This window comes from Gallionella capsiferriformans ES-2, assembly GCF_000145255.1.
Classification (GTDB): Bacteria; Pseudomonadota; Gammaproteobacteria; order Burkholderiales; family Gallionellaceae; genus Gallionella; species Gallionella capsiferriformans.
This window is the reverse complement of sequence record NC_014394.1, coordinates 384,119-405,767: the sequence shown is the minus strand read 5'-3', so window position 1 is coordinate 405,767 and position 21,649 is coordinate 384,119. Positions and strand designations below refer to the sequence as shown.

24 protein-coding genes are annotated in these 21,649 nt (G+C 53.9%); 7 read left to right on the top strand and 17 right to left on the bottom strand.

Annotation, left to right across the window (positions count from 1 at the left end; translation table 11 throughout):
* The first annotated feature begins 133 nt into the window (after nt 1-133).
* From GALF_RS01835 to GALF_RS01825, 3 genes are read left to right on the top strand one after another with little or no spacing between them, the layout of a single operon-like run.
* Nucleotides 134-1,432, top strand: a complete 1,299-nt coding sequence (locus GALF_RS01835) for a peptidoglycan DD-metalloendopeptidase family protein (protein WP_013292347.1) — start codon at nt 134-136, stop codon at nt 1,430-1,432.
* Nucleotides 1,433-2,545, top strand: a complete 1,113-nt coding sequence (locus tag GALF_RS01830) for an anhydro-N-acetylmuramic acid kinase (protein ID WP_013292346.1) — start codon at nt 1,433-1,435, stop codon at nt 2,543-2,545.
* Between the two features lie 44 nt (nt 2,546-2,589).
* Nucleotides 2,590-2,796, top strand: coding sequence for a SlyX family protein (locus tag GALF_RS01825; RefSeq protein ID WP_013292345.1), 207 nt, complete (start codon nt 2,590-2,592; stop codon nt 2,794-2,796).
* Nucleotides 2,797-2,938: 142 nt separating this feature from the next.
* On the opposite strand, the gene erpA is transcribed toward GALF_RS01825, so the two are convergent.
* The 6 genes from erpA to rplM form a co-directional block, all read right to left on the bottom strand.
* Nucleotides 2,939-3,298: an iron-sulfur cluster insertion protein ErpA gene (gene erpA / locus GALF_RS01820; RefSeq protein ID WP_013292344.1), complete on the bottom strand. Its 360-nt coding sequence runs from the start codon at nt 3,296-3,298 to the stop codon at nt 2,939-2,941.
* 18 nt (nt 3,299-3,316) lie between these two features.
* Entirely contained in the window at nt 3,317-3,721 is a 405-nt protein-coding gene (locus GALF_RS01815; RefSeq protein ID WP_013292343.1) for a bactofilin family protein, read from the bottom strand.
* 14 nt (nt 3,722-3,735) lie between these two features.
* Nucleotides 3,736-4,437, bottom strand: coding sequence for a DUF6776 family protein (locus GALF_RS01810; protein WP_013292342.1), 702 nt, complete (start codon nt 4,435-4,437; stop codon nt 3,736-3,738).
* A 54-nt stretch (nt 4,438-4,491) separates the two neighbouring features.
* On the bottom strand, nt 4,492-5,520 hold the full coding sequence (argC, locus tag GALF_RS01805; protein WP_013292341.1) for an N-acetyl-gamma-glutamyl-phosphate reductase: 1,029 nt from the start codon (nt 5,518-5,520) through the stop codon (nt 4,492-4,494).
* An 82-nt stretch (nt 5,521-5,602) separates the two neighbouring features.
* Nucleotides 5,603-5,995 (bottom strand): 30S ribosomal protein S9, encoded by a 393-nt coding sequence (gene rpsI, locus GALF_RS01800; RefSeq protein WP_013292340.1) that lies wholly within the window; start codon nt 5,993-5,995, stop codon nt 5,603-5,605.
* Between the two features lie 2 nt (nt 5,996-5,997).
* Nucleotides 5,998-6,435: a 50S ribosomal protein L13 gene (gene rplM / locus GALF_RS01795; RefSeq protein WP_013292339.1), complete on the bottom strand. Its 438-nt coding sequence runs from the start codon at nt 6,433-6,435 to the stop codon at nt 5,998-6,000.
* Between the two features lie 204 nt (nt 6,436-6,639).
* On the opposite strand from rplM, the gene GALF_RS01790 reads away from it, so the two are divergent.
* The 3 genes from GALF_RS01790 to cimA are packed head-to-tail and all read left to right on the top strand — an operon-like array spanning nt 6,640 to nt 9,440.
* Nucleotides 6,640-7,404 carry a YdcF family protein gene (locus tag GALF_RS01790; protein ID WP_013292338.1) on the top strand — a complete coding sequence of 255 codons (765 nt, stop codon included), beginning with the start codon at nt 6,640-6,642 and terminating at the stop codon, nt 7,402-7,404.
* A 16-nt stretch (nt 7,405-7,420) separates the two neighbouring features.
* Nucleotides 7,421-7,843 carry an OsmC family protein gene (locus tag GALF_RS01785; protein ID WP_013292337.1) on the top strand — a complete coding sequence of 141 codons (423 nt, stop codon included), beginning with the start codon at nt 7,421-7,423 and terminating at the stop codon, nt 7,841-7,843.
* Between the two features lie 40 nt (nt 7,844-7,883).
* Nucleotides 7,884-9,440, top strand: a complete 1,557-nt coding sequence (gene cimA, locus GALF_RS01780; RefSeq protein ID WP_013292336.1) for a citramalate synthase — start codon at nt 7,884-7,886, stop codon at nt 9,438-9,440.
* A gap of 11 nt (nt 9,441-9,451) precedes the next feature.
* Here cimA and GALF_RS01775 read toward each other — a convergent pair whose 3' ends face one another.
* The 5 genes from GALF_RS01775 to GALF_RS01755 form a co-directional block, all read right to left on the bottom strand.
* The gene (locus GALF_RS01775; RefSeq protein ID WP_013292335.1) at nt 9,452-10,309 is read right to left on the bottom strand and encodes an ATP-binding protein; all 858 of its coding nucleotides are present in this window, start codon (nt 10,307-10,309) and stop codon (nt 9,452-9,454) included.
* A 3-nt stretch (nt 10,310-10,312) separates the two neighbouring features.
* Complete coding sequence (gene argJ / locus GALF_RS01770) at nt 10,313-11,542, bottom strand: bifunctional glutamate N-acetyltransferase/amino-acid acetyltransferase ArgJ (protein WP_013292334.1); 1,230 nt, start codon at nt 11,540-11,542, stop codon at nt 10,313-10,315.
* Nucleotides 11,543-11,558: 16 nt separating this feature from the next.
* Nucleotides 11,559-12,044: a Crp/Fnr family transcriptional regulator gene (locus GALF_RS01765; protein WP_013292333.1), complete on the bottom strand. Its 486-nt coding sequence runs from the start codon at nt 12,042-12,044 to the stop codon at nt 11,559-11,561.
* 12 nt (nt 12,045-12,056) lie between these two features.
* Entirely contained in the window at nt 12,057-14,780 is a 2,724-nt protein-coding gene (gene secA / locus GALF_RS01760) for a preprotein translocase subunit SecA (protein WP_013292332.1), read from the bottom strand.
* Between the two features lie 77 nt (nt 14,781-14,857).
* Entirely contained in the window at nt 14,858-15,730 is an 873-nt protein-coding gene (locus tag GALF_RS01755) for a M23 family metallopeptidase (RefSeq protein ID WP_013292331.1), read from the bottom strand.
* A gap of 52 nt (nt 15,731-15,782) precedes the next feature.
* Between GALF_RS01755 and GALF_RS14750 the strand changes: the two genes are divergently transcribed.
* Nucleotides 15,783-16,175 carry a DUF721 domain-containing protein gene (locus tag GALF_RS14750; RefSeq protein ID WP_190274091.1) on the top strand — a complete coding sequence of 131 codons (393 nt, stop codon included), beginning with the start codon at nt 15,783-15,785 and terminating at the stop codon, nt 16,173-16,175.
* Nucleotides 16,176-16,202: 27 nt separating this feature from the next.
* Here GALF_RS14750 and GALF_RS01745 read toward each other — a convergent pair whose 3' ends face one another.
* The 6 genes from GALF_RS01745 to GALF_RS01720 form a co-directional block, all read right to left on the bottom strand.
* A complete protein-coding gene (locus GALF_RS01745) occupies nt 16,203-16,403 on the bottom strand; it encodes a hypothetical protein (protein WP_013292329.1) in 201 nt (66 codons plus the stop codon).
* A 27-nt stretch (nt 16,404-16,430) separates the two neighbouring features.
* Nucleotides 16,431-17,336 carry a UDP-3-O-acyl-N-acetylglucosamine deacetylase gene (gene lpxC, locus GALF_RS01740; protein ID WP_041938178.1) on the bottom strand — a complete coding sequence of 302 codons (906 nt, stop codon included), beginning with the start codon at nt 17,334-17,336 and terminating at the stop codon, nt 16,431-16,433.
* 135 nt (nt 17,337-17,471) lie between these two features.
* On the bottom strand, nt 17,472-18,626 hold the full coding sequence (gene ftsZ, locus GALF_RS01735) for a cell division protein FtsZ (protein WP_013292327.1): 1,155 nt from the start codon (nt 18,624-18,626) through the stop codon (nt 17,472-17,474).
* A gap of 74 nt (nt 18,627-18,700) precedes the next feature.
* Complete coding sequence (gene ftsA / locus GALF_RS01730) at nt 18,701-19,924, bottom strand: cell division protein FtsA (RefSeq protein WP_013292326.1); 1,224 nt, start codon at nt 19,922-19,924, stop codon at nt 18,701-18,703.
* A gap of 38 nt (nt 19,925-19,962) precedes the next feature.
* Nucleotides 19,963-20,679 (bottom strand): cell division protein FtsQ/DivIB, encoded by a 717-nt coding sequence (locus GALF_RS01725; RefSeq protein ID WP_013292325.1) that lies wholly within the window; start codon nt 20,677-20,679, stop codon nt 19,963-19,965.
* The gene (locus GALF_RS01720; protein WP_083777161.1) at nt 20,669-21,637 is read right to left on the bottom strand and encodes a D-alanine--D-alanine ligase; all 969 of its coding nucleotides are present in this window, start codon (nt 21,635-21,637) and stop codon (nt 20,669-20,671) included. Before GALF_RS01720 ends, GALF_RS01725 begins: the two co-directional genes overlap by 11 nt.
* Between the last annotated feature and the right edge of the window lie 12 nt (nt 21,638-21,649).

The window sequence follows — 21,649 nt, the reverse complement described above, 5'->3', positions numbered from 1 at the left end:
AGATTGTAGCTACGGGTTCATTTTCACACAAAATATCAGTTAAACCTTTAAGGAATAGCCTGTTTCTGTTAAAGTTCGCTTCAATCAGATAATGCTGCCATCATAAAACGGCAATCCGCTCACGGAGACGCGAATGTTAACGCAAAACATGCTTAACCAAGAACGCAAAAAGAAATTGCGCTGGTTTATCACCGTATCAACCATGCCACTGCTGGGTGTCGTCACCGCTTTTGGACTGGTGCCGACCAGCAATCTTGGTTTGAATAATGACAAAGTTGCCATAGAACAACTCGCTCTGCCCGCAGCAGCCCCAACCGAGAGCACGCCTGCCACCTTCTGGCACACCGAACGCCTGCAGCGCGGCGATACGGTGGCAGAACTGATGCAACGCCTGAACATTAAGGATCCGGTTGCCAGCAATTATCTGCGCAACAGCGCTGACGCAAAAGCATTCCGGAAATTATCTGTTGGCAGCGAAGTACAAGCGGAAACAGATACGACAGGTGCACTCGTATCATTGAGCTACTTGGGCGAACAGGGCGCAAAATCCATCATCCAAAAGCAAGGCGACTCGTTCATCTCGAAAACGGTTGCCGCGCAACTCGAAAAACGTCTGTTTGTCCGCACAGGTGAGATCAAGACCAGCCTGTACGCCGCCACCGATGCCGCTGGCATGCCGGAATCAGCCGCCAACCAACTCACCGAAATTTTCAGCGGCGATGTGGACTTCCATCACGATTTGAAACGCGGCGATCGCTTCACCGCCGTCTATGAAATGACCTACAGTAACGGCGCACTGGTGAAAGCCGGGCAAATTCAGGCAGCCGAATTCATTAATCAGGGCAATGTCTATCGCGCTGTACGCTTTCAAAGCGATGCAACCCACAGCGATTACTACACCCCCGAAGGCCGCAGCCTGAAGAAGGCATTTTTGCGCTCTCCGATTGCTTTTTCACGCGTGAGCTCGGGCTTTACCATGGCACGTTTTCATCCGGTACTGAACAAATGGCGCGCGCACAAGGGCGTAGATTTTGCAGCCCCCATCGGCACGCCGGTAAAAGCCACCTCGGATGGTATCGTCTCTTTTGTCGGCCAGCAGAATGGCTATGGCAACGTTGTCATTCTGAAGCACCAGAGTCAGTATTCCACGGTATACGGGCATCTGTCTCGCTACGCCAAGGGCCTGCGTAACGGCGCTCGCGTCAGACAAGGCGATGTGATTGCCTATGTCGGCATGACCGGCATGACCAGCGGCCCTCACCTGCACTATGAATTCAGGATCAACGATCAGCAACGCGACCCGCTGCGCGTCGCACTGCCCAATGCACTGCCGATCACGGGTGCAAACCGGACCGCATTCAAGGCAATGGCAGATAAATTTGTCGCAAGTCTGGTCCAGTTGCGCAACACCAATCTCGCCAAGCTGGATTAATTGGGCACACAGCACTTGAGTCAGCCCGAGCTTTATATCGGGCTGATGTCGGGAACCAGCCTGGACGGCATCGATGCTGTACTGGTCGATTTCGCCCCCCCCGCCCCAACGCTACTGGGGAAATTTTTCTTCCCGTTCGATGATGCGCTGAGACAAGCCGTACTCGCCTTGCATCTCCCCGCGCAGAACGAACTGCACCAGACGCAACTGATCGCAAATCAACTGGCAACGCTGTATGCCCAAGCCGTCAATGCACTGCTAGCGCTTACCTGCCACACCCCTCAACAAATTCTCGCCATAGGCTGTCACGGACAAACCATCCGGCATTGCCCGGAACACGGCTATACGCTGCAAATCGGCAATGCTGCGCTGCTGGCTGAATTGACCAGCATTACCGTTGTCAGCGACTTTCGCAGCCGCGACATTGCAGCAGGCGGTCAGGGCGCCCCTTTGGTTCCCGCTTTCCACGACAAACTGCTGCGCGCGCCCGGCGTACATCGCGTGATTGTCAATATTGGCGGTATCAGCAACCTGACCAATCTCGCGCCCGGCGTTACCACGTCAGGCTTCGACTGCGGCCCGGGCAATCTGCTGATGGACGCATGGTGCATGCAACACCTGAAAAGATCCTATGATGCGAACGGCGCATGGGCTGCAACCGGACGAGTGCTACCCGAGCTGCTGCAATTGATGCTGGCGGAACCGTTCTTTGCACTGCCGCCCCCCAAGAGCAGCGGACGCGACCTGTTCAACATGCAATGGCTGCAAAGCAAACTTACCGGGGATGAATCACCTGAAGACGTACAGGCAACCCTGTTGGAACTCACCTGCCGCACCATTGCAGAGGCGATACAAACCCAATGCGCGGGCGCTCAGGCCGTTTACCTGTGCGGCGGCGGTGCGCACAACCTGACGCTGCTAAACCGTCTTGCAACGCTACTCTCCAGCAGCATTGTGCAGACCACCAACGAGCTCGGTGTCGACAGCGACTTTCTGGAAGCAATCGCCTTTGCCTGGCTGGCACAGCAAAATTTACAGGGACTGCCTGCAAACCTGCCGCTGGTGACTGGTGCTAGGCATTCGTGCATCCTAGGTGCCGTCTATCCTGCATAACAGCCTCACCCACCGGCCAATCGCCCATTTCACAAAGACACCTCATGACTGAAGAACGCTTCGTAAACATCGAAACAAAAATATCCTATCAGGAAGATCTGGTAGAGGAACTCAATAAAATTGTCTATCAGCAGCAGCAAAAACTCAGCCAGCTAGAGGCGATTTGCGCCTCACTGACAGGGCACATACAATCGCTGAATGAGGCAGGCAATATCAATAAAACCCTCAACGAAAGACCTCCACACTATTAAGCCCGTCTTGCGATGGAGATCGAGCCGGCCGCAAGAATTCGGCTGCCATCGAGAGGGAATCGCTGCAAGGGCATTCAGTTTAAGCGATGCGATTAACTATCCGTCAACAAGCTTCGTTCTGACGGATAGTTACAACAGCGAACTAGACTGAGAATGAAGAACCGCAACCGCAGGTGGTGGTGGCATTCGGGTTCTTAATGACGAACTGAGAGCCTTCCAGTCCTTCCGTGTAATCAATTTCCGCACCGACCAGATACTGGTAGCTCATCGGATCGATCAACAGTTGCACGCCGTTCTTATCAAGAACCGTGTCATCCTCGTTGGTGATTTCATCGAACGTAAAGCCGTACTGAAATCCTGAGCATCCGCCACCGCTGACAAATACACGAAGTTTGAGTTCGCTATTGCCTTCTTCTTCGATCAATTGCTTGACCTTGGCAGCCGCATTGTCTGTGAACACCAGCAAATCTTGTGACTCGGTTACAGCAGTTGTTGCATCCATGATTTTTCCTTACATTAATTAAGCATTACTCGATTTAAACGCGACCACATTTTCCTGATCGGCGGCATTGGTATGCACCAGATGTCCTTGAAGCATCGCACCAATCTGAATTTCCAGCGTCTTGTAATGAACGTTGCCAGTGACCCGCGCCTTGGCATGAAGCTCGAGATATTCAGTAGCAGTGACGTCCCCGCAAATTGCCCCGTTGACCACAAGATGAGTGACACTTACCGCACCATTCACGCTACCCAGCTCGCTTAAAATCAGCGTCGAGGGTTTGCCCGGCATGGCGATCACATCACCGTTTACCTGACCATCGATCCGCATGCCGCCACTAAACGTGACGTTGCCATCGATGACTGTGCCCAGCCCGATAAGGGTGTCAATCCGGCTTTGTGGCTTGCTGTGCTTCTTGTTGAACAAACGCGTCTCCCTGACTACAAAAGATTAACACTCTGTCTGATTTTGGGTTCGCGCATCCCCTGTTCAAACAGTCTAACCTGCACACTCTTCAATTGCACATCTGCGGGAAGCCGCAGAGTTTGCTCCAGACGCTGATAATACTTGAATTTCAGTGAAAACTGCGCAAGCCCTGATTCTGCGGAGGGGAATAGCTGCGTTACTTCGCGCCCGTTTTGCACCACAGTCCCAACGAGCTGATAGCCTCCGGAAAACTCTTTGCCGTGCTGACCGCTCTGCACCAGCAACATCCTCACACGATATTCTCCGGGGATTTTATCGCGTTCCAGCGTGAGCCTATGAATGGCAAACTCACCTTCCTTACCGCTGGCAGCGGTTAGATTCTGGAAAAAATTTAAATCATCCTGTAAACGGGCATTTTCTGCCGTGAGGTTCTGCAACTGACGTGCAGTCTCCCCGCTACGCCCCTGCTCAACCTGTAGTTGCTGCTGAAATTGCGCAACTTGACTGCCAAGCTGGCTATTCTCCAGCGTGACTTTGGCTAATTTCTCCTGCAACCCTGTCATTGCACGCTCGGATTCACCACTGCGAAAACCGGCCAACTCCAACCCGCTGATGTAAGCGTACCAGACCAGACCAGCCGCCGCCAGCACGAAGGGCAACACCATACTCCAGCGATAATACCAGGCAATATGCGGACGAACCGACAGCGGCCTCATACTGAAGCCGCGTCTGGCACGCCGCCACGCTTTAATAACCGCCTCGCGCAGGCATTACGGCAACAACGGTACGATATTCAACGCCATGGCCTCAGGAAAATCGAACATGATGTTCAAGTTCTGTACAGCCTGACCCGCAGCCCCCTTGACCAGATTGTCGATCACCGACAACACCACGACCGTATCACCGCCTTGCGGGCGGTGTACCGCGATGCGACACCGGTTTGAGCCTCTGACCGAGCGCGTCTCAGGATGGCTGCCCGCCGGCATCACATCGACGAATGGCTCATCGGCGTAGCGCGCCTCGAACAGGGCCTGCAAATCAACATCACGTGTGAGCTTACCGTACAGCGTTGCATGGATGCCGCGTATCAAAGGCGTCAAATGCGGCACAAAAGTAAGCCCGACGCCGTTACCTGATACGCGCGCCAACCCCTGCTTGATCTCCGGCAGATGACGATGACCTGCAACCCCATAGGCTTTAAAATTATCACCCGCCTCAGCAAACAACGCCGGAATTTCCGCCTTGCGTCCTGCGCCTGACACGCCCGACTTCGCATCGGCGATCAGACTACCCGCTTCAATAACGCCCGCTTCCAGCAACGGGAAAAAACCCAGTTGTACCGCGGTCGGATAGCAACCCGGATTGGCGATCAAACGGGCCGTCTTGATTTGTTCACGGTTGACTTCAGGTAAGCCATACACGGCTTCGGCGACCAGATCAGGACAGGCGTGCGTCATGCCATACCATGCCTCCCACGAGGCGATGTCCTGCAAGCGAAAATCTGCGGCCAGATCGATCACCCTGACGCCCGCTTCCAATAGTGCGCGCGTCTGCTGCATCGCAATCCCGTTCGGGGTCGCAAAGAACACGGCATCGCACTGCTCTAAATGCGCCTCGTCCGGATGTACGAACAGCAAATCGACCAAACCGCGCAGACTGGGAAACATCTGATCAACGCGCGTACCCGCATCGGCGCGCGAGGTAATTACCTGCAAGGTAACCTCTGGATGTAAGACCAACAGTCGCAGCAACTCAACGCCTGTATACCCTGTACCGCCTACTATGCCCACTTTAATCATCGCTGCCCCCTTTAAAATCACGCGGCATGATACACCAAAACAAAAACCGCCCGAAGGCGGTTTTTGTGATCCAACCAAACGATTAACGCTTGGAGAACTGTTTCCTGCGGCGAGCTTTACGCAGACCGACTTTCTTACGTTCAACTTCACGAGCATCACGTGTCACCAGACCCGCTGCCTTCAACACAGGCTTAAAGTCTGCGTTGTAGTCAATCAGAGCGCGTGTAATACCGTGACGCACTGCACCCGCCTGGCCGTTTTCACCGCCGCCTGATACGTTAACCATGATATCGAACTGACCCAGTGTATCGGTCAAGCCCAAAGGTTGACGCACAATCATGCGGCCTGTTTCACGTGAGAAGTACACATCAACTGGCTTGTCATTGACGATGATATCGCCCTTGCCGGCCTTGATGAATACACGTGCTACCGCGCTTTTGCGGCGACCTGTTCCGTAGTTATAAGAGACCGTCATGATTAAGCCTTCAACAAGTTAATGAGTGTCGGTTGTTGTGCTTCATGAGGATGTGCAGGACCTGCATATACCTTCATTTTGCGCAACATCGCGTAGCCCAAAGGGCCTTTAGGCAACATGCCCTTGACGGCTTTTTCCAGAACGCGGGCCGGATGACGACCTTGCATCTTGGTGAAGTTAGTCGTGTACAAACCGCCAGGATAACCTGTGTGACGGTGGTACAGTTTAGCTTCAGCCTTGTTACCTGTTACTCGCAATTTATCCGCATTGATGACTACGACGAAATCGCCGGTATCCACGTGTGGGGTGTAAATTGCTTTATGCTTGCCACGCAGACGCGAAGCAATTTGTGCTGCCAGACGGCCGAGCACTTGATCAGCAGCATCAACAAGAAGCCATTCGTGCTGGACTTCGTGTGCTTTTGCGGAAAATGTTTTCATATCCACTAACCCTAAAATTCTATATTGAAACCTCGAAGGGCGCGAATTCTAGTCCACCCCCCCACTCATGTCAAATTATATTTTCATTTACACTGAAAACACGAGAACCGAATGGGGGCTTTATTATCGATAGCCCACAAAGCACAGTGCAATTGCCTCGTTGAATTGTAATATGATAGCTTATCTTGTCTTCATACCGCACTCATGTCCTGGTTCATCACCAATCTCACCAGCGCGTTTTTACTCCCTCCGCTGAGTCTGCTGCTGCTCCTGCTCGCCGGGATATACTTATTTTATCGCCAGCCGAAATTTGCACGCGCGCTTTGCACAAGCGCGCTGGTTCTGCTCTGGATCGCCTCCACGCCTTACTTTGCTGAAGGCGCATTGCACCTGCTGGAAAACCAGACGCACGCACTGACCGCTGACAGCCCGAAAGCGTCGGCGATTGTCATACTAGGCGGCGGGACTTACTTTCACGCCCCGGAGTACGACAATCAGGACACGGTCAGCGAAGCCACGCTGCTTCGCCTGCGCTATGGCGCAAGACTACAGCGCGAGCTCAATGCACCAATATTGGTCACCGGCGGAAAACCGTTAGGCAATGGCACCTCTGAAGCGCACCAGATGCGCACAGTCCTTGAAGAGGATTTTCGTATACCGGCACGCTGGACGGAAGACGCATCCGACAACACGTTCGAAAATGCACGCTATTCGTACCAAACCTTGCAAAAGGCTGGCATACGAGACATCTATCTGGTCACGCACGCGTGGCACATGCTGCGTTCGGCCGCCGCATTTCGCGCGGCAGGTTTTGTAGTCATCGAAGCGCCCACTTGTTTCACCACCCGTTACCAGACTAACCTGTTAGCCTTCATACCCCGCGCGGAAGCACTGCGCGACAGTAAAATATTTGTGCATGAAGTGATCGGATTGCTCTGGTATCAGGCAAAATTACGCATTCACGGTTAACACTAAGGACAGTCAGATGAAAGCACGCGTTAAATGGGTAGAAAATGTCGCCTTCTTAGGCGAGACCGAAAGCAACCATGCGGTACTGATGGATGGCGCGCCGGCTGCAGGCGGTCGCAATCTTGGCCCGCGCCCGATGGAAATGCTGCTGCTGGGCGCTGGCGGCTGCACCAGTTTTGATGTGATGTCGATACTAAAAAAAAGTCGTCAGGCGGTGACCGACTGCTATGTCGAACTCGATGCGGAACGCGCCGAGACCGACCCGAAAGTCTTTACTAAGATCCACATGCACTTCGTCGTCAAAGGCCGCAACATCAAGCCTGAAGTCGTCGAAAAGGCCATCAAACTGTCAGCCGAAAAATATTGCTCCGCGTCTATCATGCTGGGCGCCACCGCCCTTGTGACGCACGATTTTGAAGTCATTCAGGAACAGGATTAAATCCTAGTTTTTTAAGTTTCAATCATTTAAGCCCGATACCATGAGCCAAGTCTTTCTTTATGACACCACACTGCGCGATGGCACCCAGCGTGAAGATATCTCCCTGTCCGTTGACGACAAGCTGATCATCGCCAAACGTCTGGGCGATTTTGGCTTTCACTACATCGAAGGGGGCTGGCCGGGCTCCAACCCCAAAGATGCGGAATTTTTCGCGCGTGCTGCAAAGCTGGAGTTGGGTGGCGCAAAGCTTGCCGCATTCGGTCGCACACGGCAAAAGAATAAAAGCTGCGAGGAAGACAGCAACCTTGAAGCGTTGTTAGCTGCAAAAACGCCGGTCGTCACCATGGTAGGCAAAAGTTCTGATTACCACGTTAAACTGGTGCTCGCGGCCTCTCTCGAGGAAAACCTCGCGATGATACGGGACAGCGTGGCCTACATGAAGCAAAACGGGCGCGAAGTGATGTTCGATGCCGAACATTTTTTCGACGGGTTTCTCGCCAATAAAGACTATGCGCTGGCGTCGTTACGGGCAGCGACCGAGGCGGGAGCCGACTGGCTGGTGCTGTGCGAGACCAACGGCGGCAAGCTCCCCTGGGAAGTTGAGGAAATCGTCCGCGAAGTGCGCCAGCATATCCCAACCCCACTGGGCGTACATTGCCACAACGATACCGGCTGCGGCGTCGCCAATTCTCTGGCGGCCGTGCGCGGGGGCTGCACTCAGGTACAGGGCACCATTAATGGCTATGGCGAACGCGTCGGCAACGCCAATCTGACCACCATCATTCCCAATCTGCAACTCAAGATGGACAGGAAGGTTGTAAAAGCTGAACAACTGCGCGAGTTGACCTCACTCGCCCAGTACGTCGCCGAAGTAGTCAACTTAAAACACTATAATCACGCCCCCTACATCGGTCGCAGCGCGTTCGCACACAAGGGCGGCATCCATGTCGCAGCGATGCTCAAGGCGGCAGACACCTATCAGCACATTGACCCTCAGCTTGTCGGCAATGAGACGCGCTCGGTCGTCTCTGAGCTGTCTGGACGCGGCAATATCCAGTTTCATGCAAAATCGCTCGGGATCGATCTCAACAACGACGACGCACAACGCGTGCTGGGCCACATCAAGCACCTGGAGCACGAAGGGTTCACCTTCGAAGCGGCAGAGGCCAGCGTAGAGCTGATGCTGCACCGCTTACGCAGCGATTATGTTCAACCGTTCGAGCTGATCGACTATTTCGTGATTACGGAAAAACGTCAGAGTCGCGGCCTGCTGTCTGAGGCCACGGTCAAAGTCAAAGTCAATGGCGAAACTAAGTTCGTCGCAGCCGAGGGTAACGGTCCGGTCAACGCGCTCTCCACTGCGCTGCGCAGCGCGCTGGCTGGCGTCTATCCGGTGCTCACCACGGTACGCCTGATCGACTATAAGGTGCGCATCCTGGACAGCGCCAACGGCACTTCAGCACAGATCCGCGTACTGATTACGTTTCAGGGGGGCGGACATGTATGGACGACGGTAGGGGCAAGCGCCAACATCATCGAAGCGAGCTGGCGGGCGCTCTCGGACAGCCTGGAATATGCACTGGTGAAACTCAACTGAAGGGTGAAACGCTACGCCTGTCGGCCACACCAGTCTTTTGCAAACTGTCCCGCCACACGACCGCTGCGCGACCCGCGTGACAGCGACCATTGCAGCGCGGCGCGGCGCACTTCATCCGTCATACCGCCCCGCCTGCCGTGATACTGCAACCAGCGCTCACAAATCGCCAGATACTCATCCTGACTGAACGGATAAAAGGAAATCCACAGACCAAAGCGTTCGGATAACGAAACTTTCTCTTCGACGCTTTCGGCGGGGTGAATCTCGTCGCCGTCATAGCGCGTCGCGAGATTATCACTCATGTAATCGGGCATCAGATGGCGGCGGTTCGACGTCGCATAGATCAGCAAATTATCGGAAAACGCCACCAGATCCCCATCGAGTGCCGCTTTGAGGGTCTGGTAACCCTCTTCATCGGCATTGAACGACAAATCGTCACAATACAGAATAAAGCGCTCAGCCCGCCCCTCGACCAGCCCCACAATGACAGGCAAATCCGTCAATCCCTGCTTGTCGATCTGAATCACGCGCAAACCGGCATCGGCATATTCATTGAGCAAGGCTTTAACCAGAGATGATTTTCCGGTACCGCGCGCACCCGACAGCAGCACATTATTGGCTGTACCCCCAGCGACGAATTGACGGGTATTTTGCTGTATGCGTTGCTTCTGGTCGTCGATACCGAGCAGGTCAGCTAAGCGTATGCGCTGAAAATTGGCCACCGGCGACAGAATGCGCTGCCGGTGATCCCAGCGAAAGGCCGCAGCGATCGCCCAGTCGGGCGCCTGCACAGCAGCCCCCGGCACGATACCCTCGAGTCGCGCGAGCAACCCTTCTGCGCGGGCCAAAAACTGATTGAGCGCGCTCAAGGGTTAGCTGCGGTAGCTGGCGTTGATCTTGACGTAATCGTAGGAAAAGTCGCAAGTCCACAGCGTCGCATTCACATCGCTGCGGTTTAACACCACACGGATGGTGATATCAGACTGAGCCATCACGCGCTGACCGTCGGCCTCCTGATAACTTGCGGCACGACCGCCATTTTCGGCGACCAGCACATCATCCAGATACAGCTGGAGGGCCGACACGTCCAGATCCTCTACGCCCGCATAACCGATTGCGGCCAGAATACGCCCCAGATTAGGGTCTGAGGCGAAAAACGCCGTCTTAACCAGTGGAGAGTGTGCGATCGCGTACCCTATTTTTTTGCACTCCTCTTCATCACGCCCGCCTTCAATTTTGACGGTGATGAATTTAGTCGCGCCTTCGCCGTCACGCACGATTGCCTGCGCAAGATAAATCGCAACCTCGCTGATTGCATCGAGCAACACGCCGTAAACTGCGCTATCCTGCGACGTCACTTCATTGTGCGCGGCTTGTCCGGTCGCAATCAGCATCAGCGCATCATTGGTAGAGGTATCGCCATCCACGGTGATGCAGTTGAAAGAGCGGTTTGCCGCCGTGGTCACCAGCTGTTGCAACAGCGCCTGCGAGATAGTCACATCGGTTGCGATATAGCCCAGCATAGTCGCCATATTGGGATGGATCATGCCCGACCCCTTGGCGATACCCGTGATCGTGACCGTTACGCCCTCAACGACGACCTGTTTTGAAATCGCCTTGGCGACGATATCGGTGGTCATGATGGCATGAGCCGCATCGAACCAGTTATCACCTGTCATATTGGCAACGGCCGCAGGCAGCCCGGCGGCAATTTTCGCAACAGGCAACGGTTCCATAATCACGCCGGTCGAAAATGGCAGGATCTGGTTAGACTTGCAGCCAAGCAAACCTGCCAGCGCAGCGCAAGTCATGCGCGCATCCAGCAGCCCTTGTTCACCGGTGCCCGCATTCGCATTGCCGGTATTAACCACCAGCGCACGAATACCTTCATCTGCGGCCAAATGCTCGCGCGCAACAATCACCGGTGCCGCGCAAAAACGATTTTGGGTGAACACGCCGGCGACTTTTGCACCCTCGCACAGCTGCATAACCAGCAAATCCTTGCGGTTTTCCCGCTTGATATTTGCTTCTGCGATACCCAAGGTGACGCCCGCGACGGGCAACAGTTGCTTTGCTACGGGCGGATTCAGATTAACCGGCATGTATATTCCTTCAGATTTAGTAACGACCACCGGTCTTGTAGATGTAATTCGACAACTCAGCAGATTCAATATTCACACGACGCACGATACCGTGCATATTGCGAATGATGCCGCGCATCACGCGATAAACCAGCATAGGATGCGTATTGATCAGCGTTTCGAAACGCGCGCGCGCCATGCTCAACACTTTGGTCGGTCCGACCGCATACAGAGTCGCACTGATGTGGGTCGCAGCCCCGCCCGCAAAGGTAATCATGCCGGCCAGATCGCCCGGTTTTAGCACATGCACAGTGGACTCGTCCCCACCGCTTTCGATCTTAACGTCCACTTCACCCGAGGCGAGGATATACAAATTATCAGGCTGCACATCATTAGGCTGAACGATGATATCGCCCGCTTTGAATTCCTGCACTTCAAACAAGCCTGCCAGAATTTCCACTTCCGCCTGACTCAACTCTTCCGTGACCGGCGAGGTGCGCAGCGTATCAATTACTAATGACATTGCATTCTCCTTTTAATTTAATTGTCCATGACACTGTTTATATTTCTTTCCAGAACCGCAGGGACAAGGATCATTGCGTCCAATTTTCCGCCCATCGCGTACAAACGTTTGAACCGCCTCATCGGTTGACACACTGGTCGCATCCTGAGCCAGCGCTTCTTCGTAATCGGCATGGTGATACTGCACATTTTCAACGGCAGTCGTGGCTTCTACCGCTTCGATTTCCGCCTCGCTGCGCACCTGAACCGTCATCAATACCTGAGTCACTTCGCGCTTGATGACGTCCAGCATAGATGAAAACAATTCGAAGGCTTCGCGCTTGTATTCCTGCTTCGGATTCTTCTGCGCATAGCCGCGCAGATGGATGCCCTGACGCAACTGATCAAGCGCTGCCAGATGCTCACGCCAGTGCACATCGACGCTCTGCAGCATGATGGCACGCTCATAGTGATGCATTCCGTCAGCCCCCACCAGTTCGACCTTGGCGCGATAGCGCTGCATGGCCTCTTCAAGTACACGGTTGCGCAGTCCTGCCTCGTTGAAACTATTGTCTTCTTCCAGCCATTGCGCCAGAGGCAGCTCAAGGTGGAATTCAACTGCAAGCGCCTTTTCAAGACCTGGCACATCCCATTGCTCTTCCATGCTGTGCGGCACGATGTACTGGCTGATCGTATCGTCCAGCACGCTATCGCGCATGCCTTGCACCGTCTCGGTAATATCATCGCTTTCGAGCAGTTCAGTGCGCTGCTGATAGATCACCTTACGCTGATCGTTCGCCACATCGTCGTATTCGAGGATCTGCTTACGCATATCGAAATTGCGCGCCTCAACCTTGCGCTGCGCATTTTCAATCGCGCGTGTCACCCAGACGTGCTCAATCGCCTCGCCTTCAGGCAATTTGAACTTATTCATGATCGCCGCAACCCGATCGGAGGCAAAAATACGCAGCAACGGGTCTTCCAGCGACAGATAAAAGCGGCTCGATCCAGGATCTCCCTGACGACCCGAACGGCCGCGCAACTGATTATCCACGCGCCGCGATTCGTGGCGCTCCGTACCGATAATATGCAAACCGCCGCACTTGATAACCTGCTCGTGTACGATCGTCCAGGTAGATTTCAACTGCTCAATCTGCGCGATTTTAGCTGCTTCATCCAGCGTCTCATCGCCTTGTACGGCTTCTATCTGACGCTCGATACTGCCGCCCAACACGATATCCGTACCACGTCCGGCCATATTCGTTGCAATGGTGACCATCTTGGGTTGCCCGGCTTGCGCGACGATCTCCGCCTCACGCGCATGCTGCTTGGCATTGAGCACCTGATGCGGCAGATTTTCCTTTTCCAACAGATGCGAAAGCAATTCGGAATTCTCAATCGACGTCGTACCGACCAGTACCGGCTGCCCGCGCTCGTAACAGTCTTTGATATCGACGATAACCGCGCGATATTTTTCCATCGCCGTCAAATACACCTTGTCCATCATATCGCGACGTACCGTCGGACGATTCGGTGGGATGATGACGGTTTCCAGATTGTAAATCTGCTGAAATTCGTAAGCTTCGGTGTCTGCCGTTCCCGTCATACCGCCCAGCTTGTTGTACATACGGAAATAATTCTGGAAGGTAATCGACGCAAGCGTCTGATTTTCCTTCTTAATTTCAACGCCTTCTTTGGCTTCGACCGCCTGATGCAAGCCGTCCGACCAGCGACGACCCGACATCAACCGGCCAGTATGCTCATCGACGATGACCACTTCACCATCCTGCACCACGTAGTTTTGATCCTTGTGATACAGCGCGTGGGCGCGCAGTGCCGCATACAAATGATGAATCAAGCTGATGTTCGCCGCGTCATACAAACTGCCGTTTTCCGGCAGAAGACCCGCTTCGGTCAGGATATTTTCGGCATGCTCGTGACCAATTTCTGACAACAATATCTGATGATTTTTTTCATCGACCGAATAGTCTCCCGGCCCCTCTTCTTCGATCTGGCGCACCAGTTTCTGCACCAGTTCGTTGATCTGCATATAGACATTGACGTCGCCTTCCGCCTGCCCAGAAATAATCAGCGGGGTACGCGCCTCGTCGATCAGGATCGAATCGACTTCATCGACAATGGCGTAGTTGAGTTTGCGCTGAAAGCGCTCGCCCATCTGGCTGGCCATATTGTCGCGCAGGTAATCAAAACCGAATTCATTGTTAGTGCCGTAGGTGATGTCAGCCGCATAAGCCGCTTGTTTTTCATCCGATGGCATCTGCGATACGATCACACCGACACTCAGCCCCAGAAAACGGTAGAGTCTCCCCATCCAAGCCGCATCGCGCGAGGCCAGATAATCATTGACGGTGACCACGTGTACACCGCGCCCTGAAATTGCATTCAGATAAACAGGCAGGGTCGCCATCAGCGTCTTACCTTCGCCGGTACGCATCTCGGCGATCTTGCCGTAATGCAGCACCATACCGCCTATCATCTGCACATCGTAGTGACGCATCCCCAGCGCGCGCGTACCTGCCTCGCGCACCACGGCAAACGCTTCGGGCAACATTGCCTCCAGCGTCTCACCCTGTTCGAAACGCTGCCTGAAGCTAATCGTCTTTTCGCGCAACGCCTCATCAGAGAGCGTCGCCATCGTAGCTTCAAGCTTATTAATCTCTTTGACGGTCGACCGATACTGCTTGAGCAGGCGATCGTTGCGACTACCGAAAATACTCTTAAGTGCTTTTGAAATCATTTTTTATCAACCACAGGGCGAGACAACACTAAGCTGCCTCGCCCTTATAAATTTTAACAATCAACCCGTAAATTCAATTAACCTGCTGCATTTTGCAAAAAACGTACGGGATTCTGGGCGCTGCCCTTGTACCGCACTTCGAAATGCAAATGATTACCCGTCGAACGACCCGTGCTACCCACCTCAGCAACCTTGTCGCCGCGCCGTACAACCTGACCCGCCTTGACCAGCAGTTTCGACGCGTGCGCATAACGCGTTACGATATCGTTACCATGATCAATTTCTACCATATTACCATACTGAGCATGGGTATCCGCATACACCACCACACCGCCAGCCGAGGCAAATATGGGCGTACCCGGCTCCGCCATAAAATCCACCCCCTCGTGCATCGCGCTGCTACCGCTAAAGGGATCGACACGCCAGCCAAAATTCGATGTATATACGCCGTTTTCGATCGGCACAATGGATGGTAGAAGTCCGCGACTCAACTGGTTTTGCATTAGCAGCGTCTGCAGCGCCATCAGCTTATCGCTCCTGTCGTCCACCACATGAGCGAGCGTTTCGAGTTGCTGCGCTAAAGTCGCCAAGGAAAGCGGTCCTGCAGTGACCAGCGGCCCACCTTGAGCCGGCGGCTGATCAAATTGAAATTCTTCAGGCTTCATCCCGGTGAGCTTAACAAGCCGTCCACCCAGCGCATCGAGCCGCTGTACGCGCGCCTGCATTTCGCCCAGCTTCAACGCTAGTGCAGAGAGGTTACTGCGCTGATACACGAGTTGATTGGGGCGAATTCCCACCTTATCGAGTCCCGCCGGCGCAAAACGCATCATGCCAAGTACAGCCGCTGCAGTCAGAGCAACTAACAACACGATGCACAAGAACACATGCCATCCAGTCAAATATATACTGCGTGACTGTGTGCAGCGATTGGAAACTAGAATAATATTCATGCTTCCTCCTTTTCGTTTTAAGCCATCCGTGACCCAACGTTTAAAATCCCTGATGAACAGCAGTAGCCAACTGCGCGAACTGCTCAACGCCGTGCAGTCTCTGACCGAACTGCAACACCACTTCAATCAGGTCGCGCCGGCTTATCTGTCCGCACACTGCCAAGTGTTGGGTCTTCGTCAGGGAACGCTCAGCATTGCCGCATCGAATGGCACACTCGCCGCAAAACTGCGCCAACTGGCTCCTGAATTAGTGACCAAACTACAAGACAAGGGTTGCGAGGTTAGCGGAATCAGGGTCAAGGTGCAAGTGAGCTATGCCGTGGTTAAAACGCGGCCTGCACCTCGTTTGCTAAGCAATACAGCAAAGAACCAATTGCACGCACTCAGCGACAATCTTCCCGAATCACCACTCAAATTTGCGTTAGAGAAGTTTTCAAAATCGTAGACAGGGCGATCTTCACCGGACCGCGACTCACAAGAACACTTTCCACGCCACCAACACATAGCGTTCGAGCACAAACAGCAAGCCGAACACTAAAACCAGCAACACCGTAAAGCGCACTGTTTGCCAGGCGAATTTCAGATAACGCCTGTTGCGGGTGAAGACATACAGTCCGCCTGACAATACCAGCAGCAACACGACCAGTACCAGATACAAACGCATGATCAACATCTGTCGCCCTTCTGGATAATTGAGGCGTTAGGCTACCTGCAAGCGCAAAAAATCAGGTGCATCGTCCACGTCGTTAAAGGTGACGAATTCCCACGCCATTTCATCGGCGAGCAACGCTCTGAGCAAGGCATTATTCAACGCATGTCCCGATTTAAATCCGGAAAATGCCCCGATCACGGCGTGCCCAAGCAGATACAAATCCCCGATTGCATCAAGCACCTTATGTTTGACAAACTCATCCTCGAAACGAAGTCCATCAGGATTGAGCACCCGATACTCATCCATGACGATTGCATTATCCAGGCTACCGCCCAGCGCCAACCCCTGCGCGCGCATATTCTCAACATCCTGCATAAAACCGAAGGTGCGCGCGCGACTGATGTCGCGAATATAGGAGTGTTCGTTAAGATCCACCGTCACATGCTGCTTGGAACTGGCAAATACAGGATGCGCAAAATTGATGGTAAAGGTCAATTTATAGCCGTTATAAGGCTCGAATCTGACCCATTTGTCACCCTGCACGACCTCTACTGGCTTCTTGATACGGATGAATTTTTTGGCTGCCGATTGCTCGACGATACCAGCTGACTGCAGCAAGAAGATGAAGGTGCCCGCACTGCCATCCATGATCGGCACTTCGGCACCGTCCATTTCAACGATGGCGTTATCGACCCCTAAGCCCGCCAACGCGGACATCAGATGCTCGATCGTTGCCACGCGCACTCCGTTCTGCTCCATACACGTCGACAAACGGGTGTCATGCACCAGATGCGGTCGCGCCTGTATGTCTTGTACCGGTTTGACATCGACACGACGAAATACGATACCACCGTCGACTTGACCGGGACGCAAAGACAGCGTGACTTTCTCGCCGCTGTGCAAGCCGACTCCGGTCACGCTGACAGAGGTTTTCAAGGTACGCTGCTTAACCATCGGCTTATTCAGTGCAAATTTCATGCACGGATTCTAACATACCGACCTCGAGGCATTTTCATTTTTGCGCTGCAAAAAAACCGCCGCTAAACACCCGAAGCCGCCGGCAGCGCAAACCTATTGCACCCGACCGGTTTAATCAGCCTGTTTACGCAAAAACGATGGAATGTCGTAAGTTTCTACGCCATTTTTCTCCATTGCCTCAACGGCTGCACGACGCCCGCTGCGGAATGCGGTGGGTGTTTCAAGTTCAGCATAATTCACATTAGAGATAGGCATATCGTGCGTACCGGTGCGTTTGCTCTCTTGCTCAACGTAGACCAATTCAGGCTTAGATTTACGTCCGCCCAATCCCGTCGCGACCACGGTCACACGCAGATCGTCACCCATCGATTCGTCGAACACAGAACCTAAGATGACCGTAGCTTCTTCTGCAGCAAATTGCACACACGCCATCACTTCATCCATCTCTCTCAGTTTCAATGAACTGGTCGACGTGATATTAACCAGAACGCCACGTGCACCCGTCAGATCCATGTCTTCGAGCAACGGACTTGCGATAGCGCGTTCGGCAGCAATTCTTGCACGGTCGGGACCGGATGCAACAGCCGAACCCATCATCGCCATTCCGTTTTCAGACATCACCGTGCATACGTCTGCAAAGTCGACATTGATCAAACCCGGTGCATTGATCACTTCGGCGATACCGGCCACCGCGCCTTGCAATACGCCGTTCGCAGCCTTAAACGCTTCCGGCACCGTCACGTCATTACCCAGCACTTCCATCAGTTTGGAGTTAGGCACGATAATCAATGAATCGACGTGTTCCTGCAGCGCTTTGATACCGTCGGCTGCAAATCGCATGCGATTACCTTCATAAGCGAACGGCTTGGTCACCACGGCCACGGTCAGGATATTCATCTCGCGGGCAATTTGCGCCACAATCGGTGCCGCTCCCGTTCCGGTTCCACCGCCCATACCGGCCGTGATGAACACCATGTTGGCGCCGCTGATCATCGACTTGATACGCTCACGATCCTCTTCAGCGGCTGCTTTGCCGACGGATGGCTTGGCACCGGCTCCCAGACCCTTGGTAATCGCAGCGCCGATTTGCAGCTGTGTCGGTGCGCGACTACGGTTCAAAGCCTGAGCATCGGTATTGATGGCGATAAATTCAACACCCTGCACGCCTTGTTCGATCATATGATCGACCGCATTACCACCACACCCGCCTACACCGATTACCTTGATTACCGCATCCTGAGATTCCGCTTCCATGATTTCAAACATCGCCATCTCCCTTAAATGAATACAAAAAATTTACCGGTCAAAACCTGACCACCTCGATACAAAAACCTAATTTGCTAGAACCACGACTTCATTTTTGCAAGTACATCTCCAAATGAATTGCCCTGCATTCGTGTCGCTTCATTATTTTTATGGTATTCAAGCCCATATAACAGCAATCCCACGCCTGTCGCCATACGCGGCGTTTTCACGACATCCAGTAACCCCCCGACGTATTTGGGAATCCCCAGTCTGACCGGCAAATGGAATATTTCTTCGCCCAGCTCAACCATACCTTGCATGGCGCTGCTCCCGCCGGTAATCACAATCCCTGACGACAATAAGTCGTCAAATCCGCTGCGGCGCAATTCCGCCTGCACCAGCGAATACAGTTCCTCGACGCGCGGCTCAATCACTTCAGCCAGCGTTTGCCGCGATAACATGCGCGGGCCGCGATCACCTACGCCTGGCACTTCGATCGTACCGTCGTCCGCCAGCTGGCGCAGCGCACAACCGTGACGAATCTTGATGTCTTCGGCATCCTGAGTCGGTGTGCGCAACGCCATCGCGATGTCGTTGGTGATCTGATCGCCGGCAATTGGAATCACGGCGGTGTGACGTATCGAACCGCCGGTAAACACTGCGATGTCGGTTGTGCCGCCGCCGATATCAACCAGACAGACACCCAAATCCATTTCATCATCGGCCAGCACCGCGCGACTCGATGCGAGCGGCTGCAAAATCAACTCGTTGACTTCCAGTCCGCAACGGTGAATGCACTTCATAATGTTCTGCACGGCTGCAACCGCACCGGTGACGATATGCACTTCGACATCGAGTCGCATCCCGCTCATGCCCAACGGCTTTTTGATGCCATCCTGGCCGTCTATGCTAAAGGCCTGTTCCAGCACATGCAGTTTCTGCTGATCGGCAGGCATACTGATGGAACTTGCGGTTTCCAGTACCCGGTCCACATCCGCCTGCGTGACTTCCTTTTCCTTGATCTTCACCATACCGCTGGAATTCACACTGCGAATGTGACTGCCCGCAATACCTGTGTGCACCTCGGTGATTTTGCAATCCGCCATCAGTTCAGCTTCTTCGAGCGCGCGCTGGATCGCGCCTACCGTCGCCTCAATGTTGACCACCATGCCCTTTTTCAGGCCCGATGATTCGTGCATGCCCATGCCGATCACTTCCAGCGCACCGTCAGGTTTGACTTCACCTACGATAGCCACAATCTTGGACGTGCCGATATCGAGGCCTACCACCAGATTCTTCGCTTCCTTATTTCTGCTCATCGCACGCTCTCCACTGCCGTTTTCCAAAATATTTGAATCTATGCATTGCCTTGCCGCCTTCTAACCGCGTATCCGTTTCGGTAGCGCATATCAACCACCTGAATTTCACGCTCGGCGTCTCCCTGTGGCGCTAACCCGTACGGGTAGACCGCAATAAAGCGTGCCAGTCGCTGACTGAGCGCCTCACGACCCAATTCGACAACCATGTCGTTGCTCAATCGCAATTGCCATGCATGCCTCGGCGACAACGCCAATTGCTCCACCTGCAAATTCAAGGCTGCCAGTTGCGCGCCAAACTTCGCATATTGCTGCGTCACCTCGGCTGAGGTGCCTTCATAGCCTGTAAATCTTGGCAACGATTGCGTCGTCTCCGCTGTAAACACCTCGCCCTGCCTGTTCACTAAAGCCACGTCATTCCAGTGCGCTAAAGCCTGATGCTCTTCAAACTGCACAACCAGCCCGTTCGGAAATTCACGACGCACGCTGACATTGCGTACCCAGGACAATTTCTCCAGTGAGCGCCTGAGTGTGTCGATATCCACCGTCAAAAAATTTCCCTGCACCACCTGCCTGACGACCGCTTTTACCTCATCGCTCATCACCCGCTCCGGCGCAGAGGCTAAGCGCACGCTCTTGATAGGGAGCAGCTTCGGCATATGCACCACGTAGTGAACCGCGCCGTACAACATGACAACAATGCTGCAAAAAAACAGCACGCTTGCCATACCGCGCAACAACGGGGCGTTATCCCACATGCGCCATTCCTAATACACGCAACACCAGCTCATCAAAACTGATTCCCGCCTGACGTGCGGCCATCGGTACCAGACTGTGGTCCGTCATCCCAGGCGAGGTATTCGCTTCCAGCACATAAGGCTGACCCGCTTCGCTCATCAGAAAATCAACCCTCCCCCAGCCTTGTCCACCGATCAGGGCAAATGCGGCCTGGGCCAATCCCTGCATCTTTGCTTCGCTGGCCGCATCCAGCCCGCTCGGACAGCGATAACACGTGTCGTCGCGCAGGTATTTGGCTTCAAAGTCATAAAATTCGTTGGCAGGTTCGATTTTGATCACCGGCAGAACTTGATCACCCAGAATCGCCACCGTATATTCGCCGCCACCGATGAAGCGCTCCGCGATCACCAGAGGGTCGTGACGGGCTGCCTCTCGATATGCCGCCTGCAACTCACCCACTGCCTTAACCTTGCTGATCCCGACACTCGAACCTTCATTGGCAGGTTTCACGAACAGCGGCAAACCCAGTTTTCCGATGACGTCGAGCGGCTCGCTTTGCTCAGCCAGCATCATAAAATCAGGCACCGGCAATCCGCCTGCCTGCCAAACCAGCTTGCTGCGCCATTTGTCCATCCCCAGTGAAGAGGCCATCACGCCGCTTCCCGTGTAGGGAATACCCAGCAATTCCAGTGCGCCCTGCACCGTGCCATCCTCACCGAATCGGCCGTGCAGTGCGATAAATACGCGATCGAATCCCTGCTCTTGCAACTCCTGCAAACTCCGGCTAGCCGGATCAAACGCGTGCGCATCCACGCCGCTGCGCAGCAATGAAGCGAGTACCGCCGCCCCGCTCTTGAGTGAAACTTCGCGCTCGGCAGATCGTCCGCCGAACAGCACGGCAACCTTGCCGTAAGCAGCAGGATTGAGCGTTGAGAATTCCGGGTTCAGCGTTTTAAAATCCGTCTTACTGTTAGCCATCTTTACGCTCGC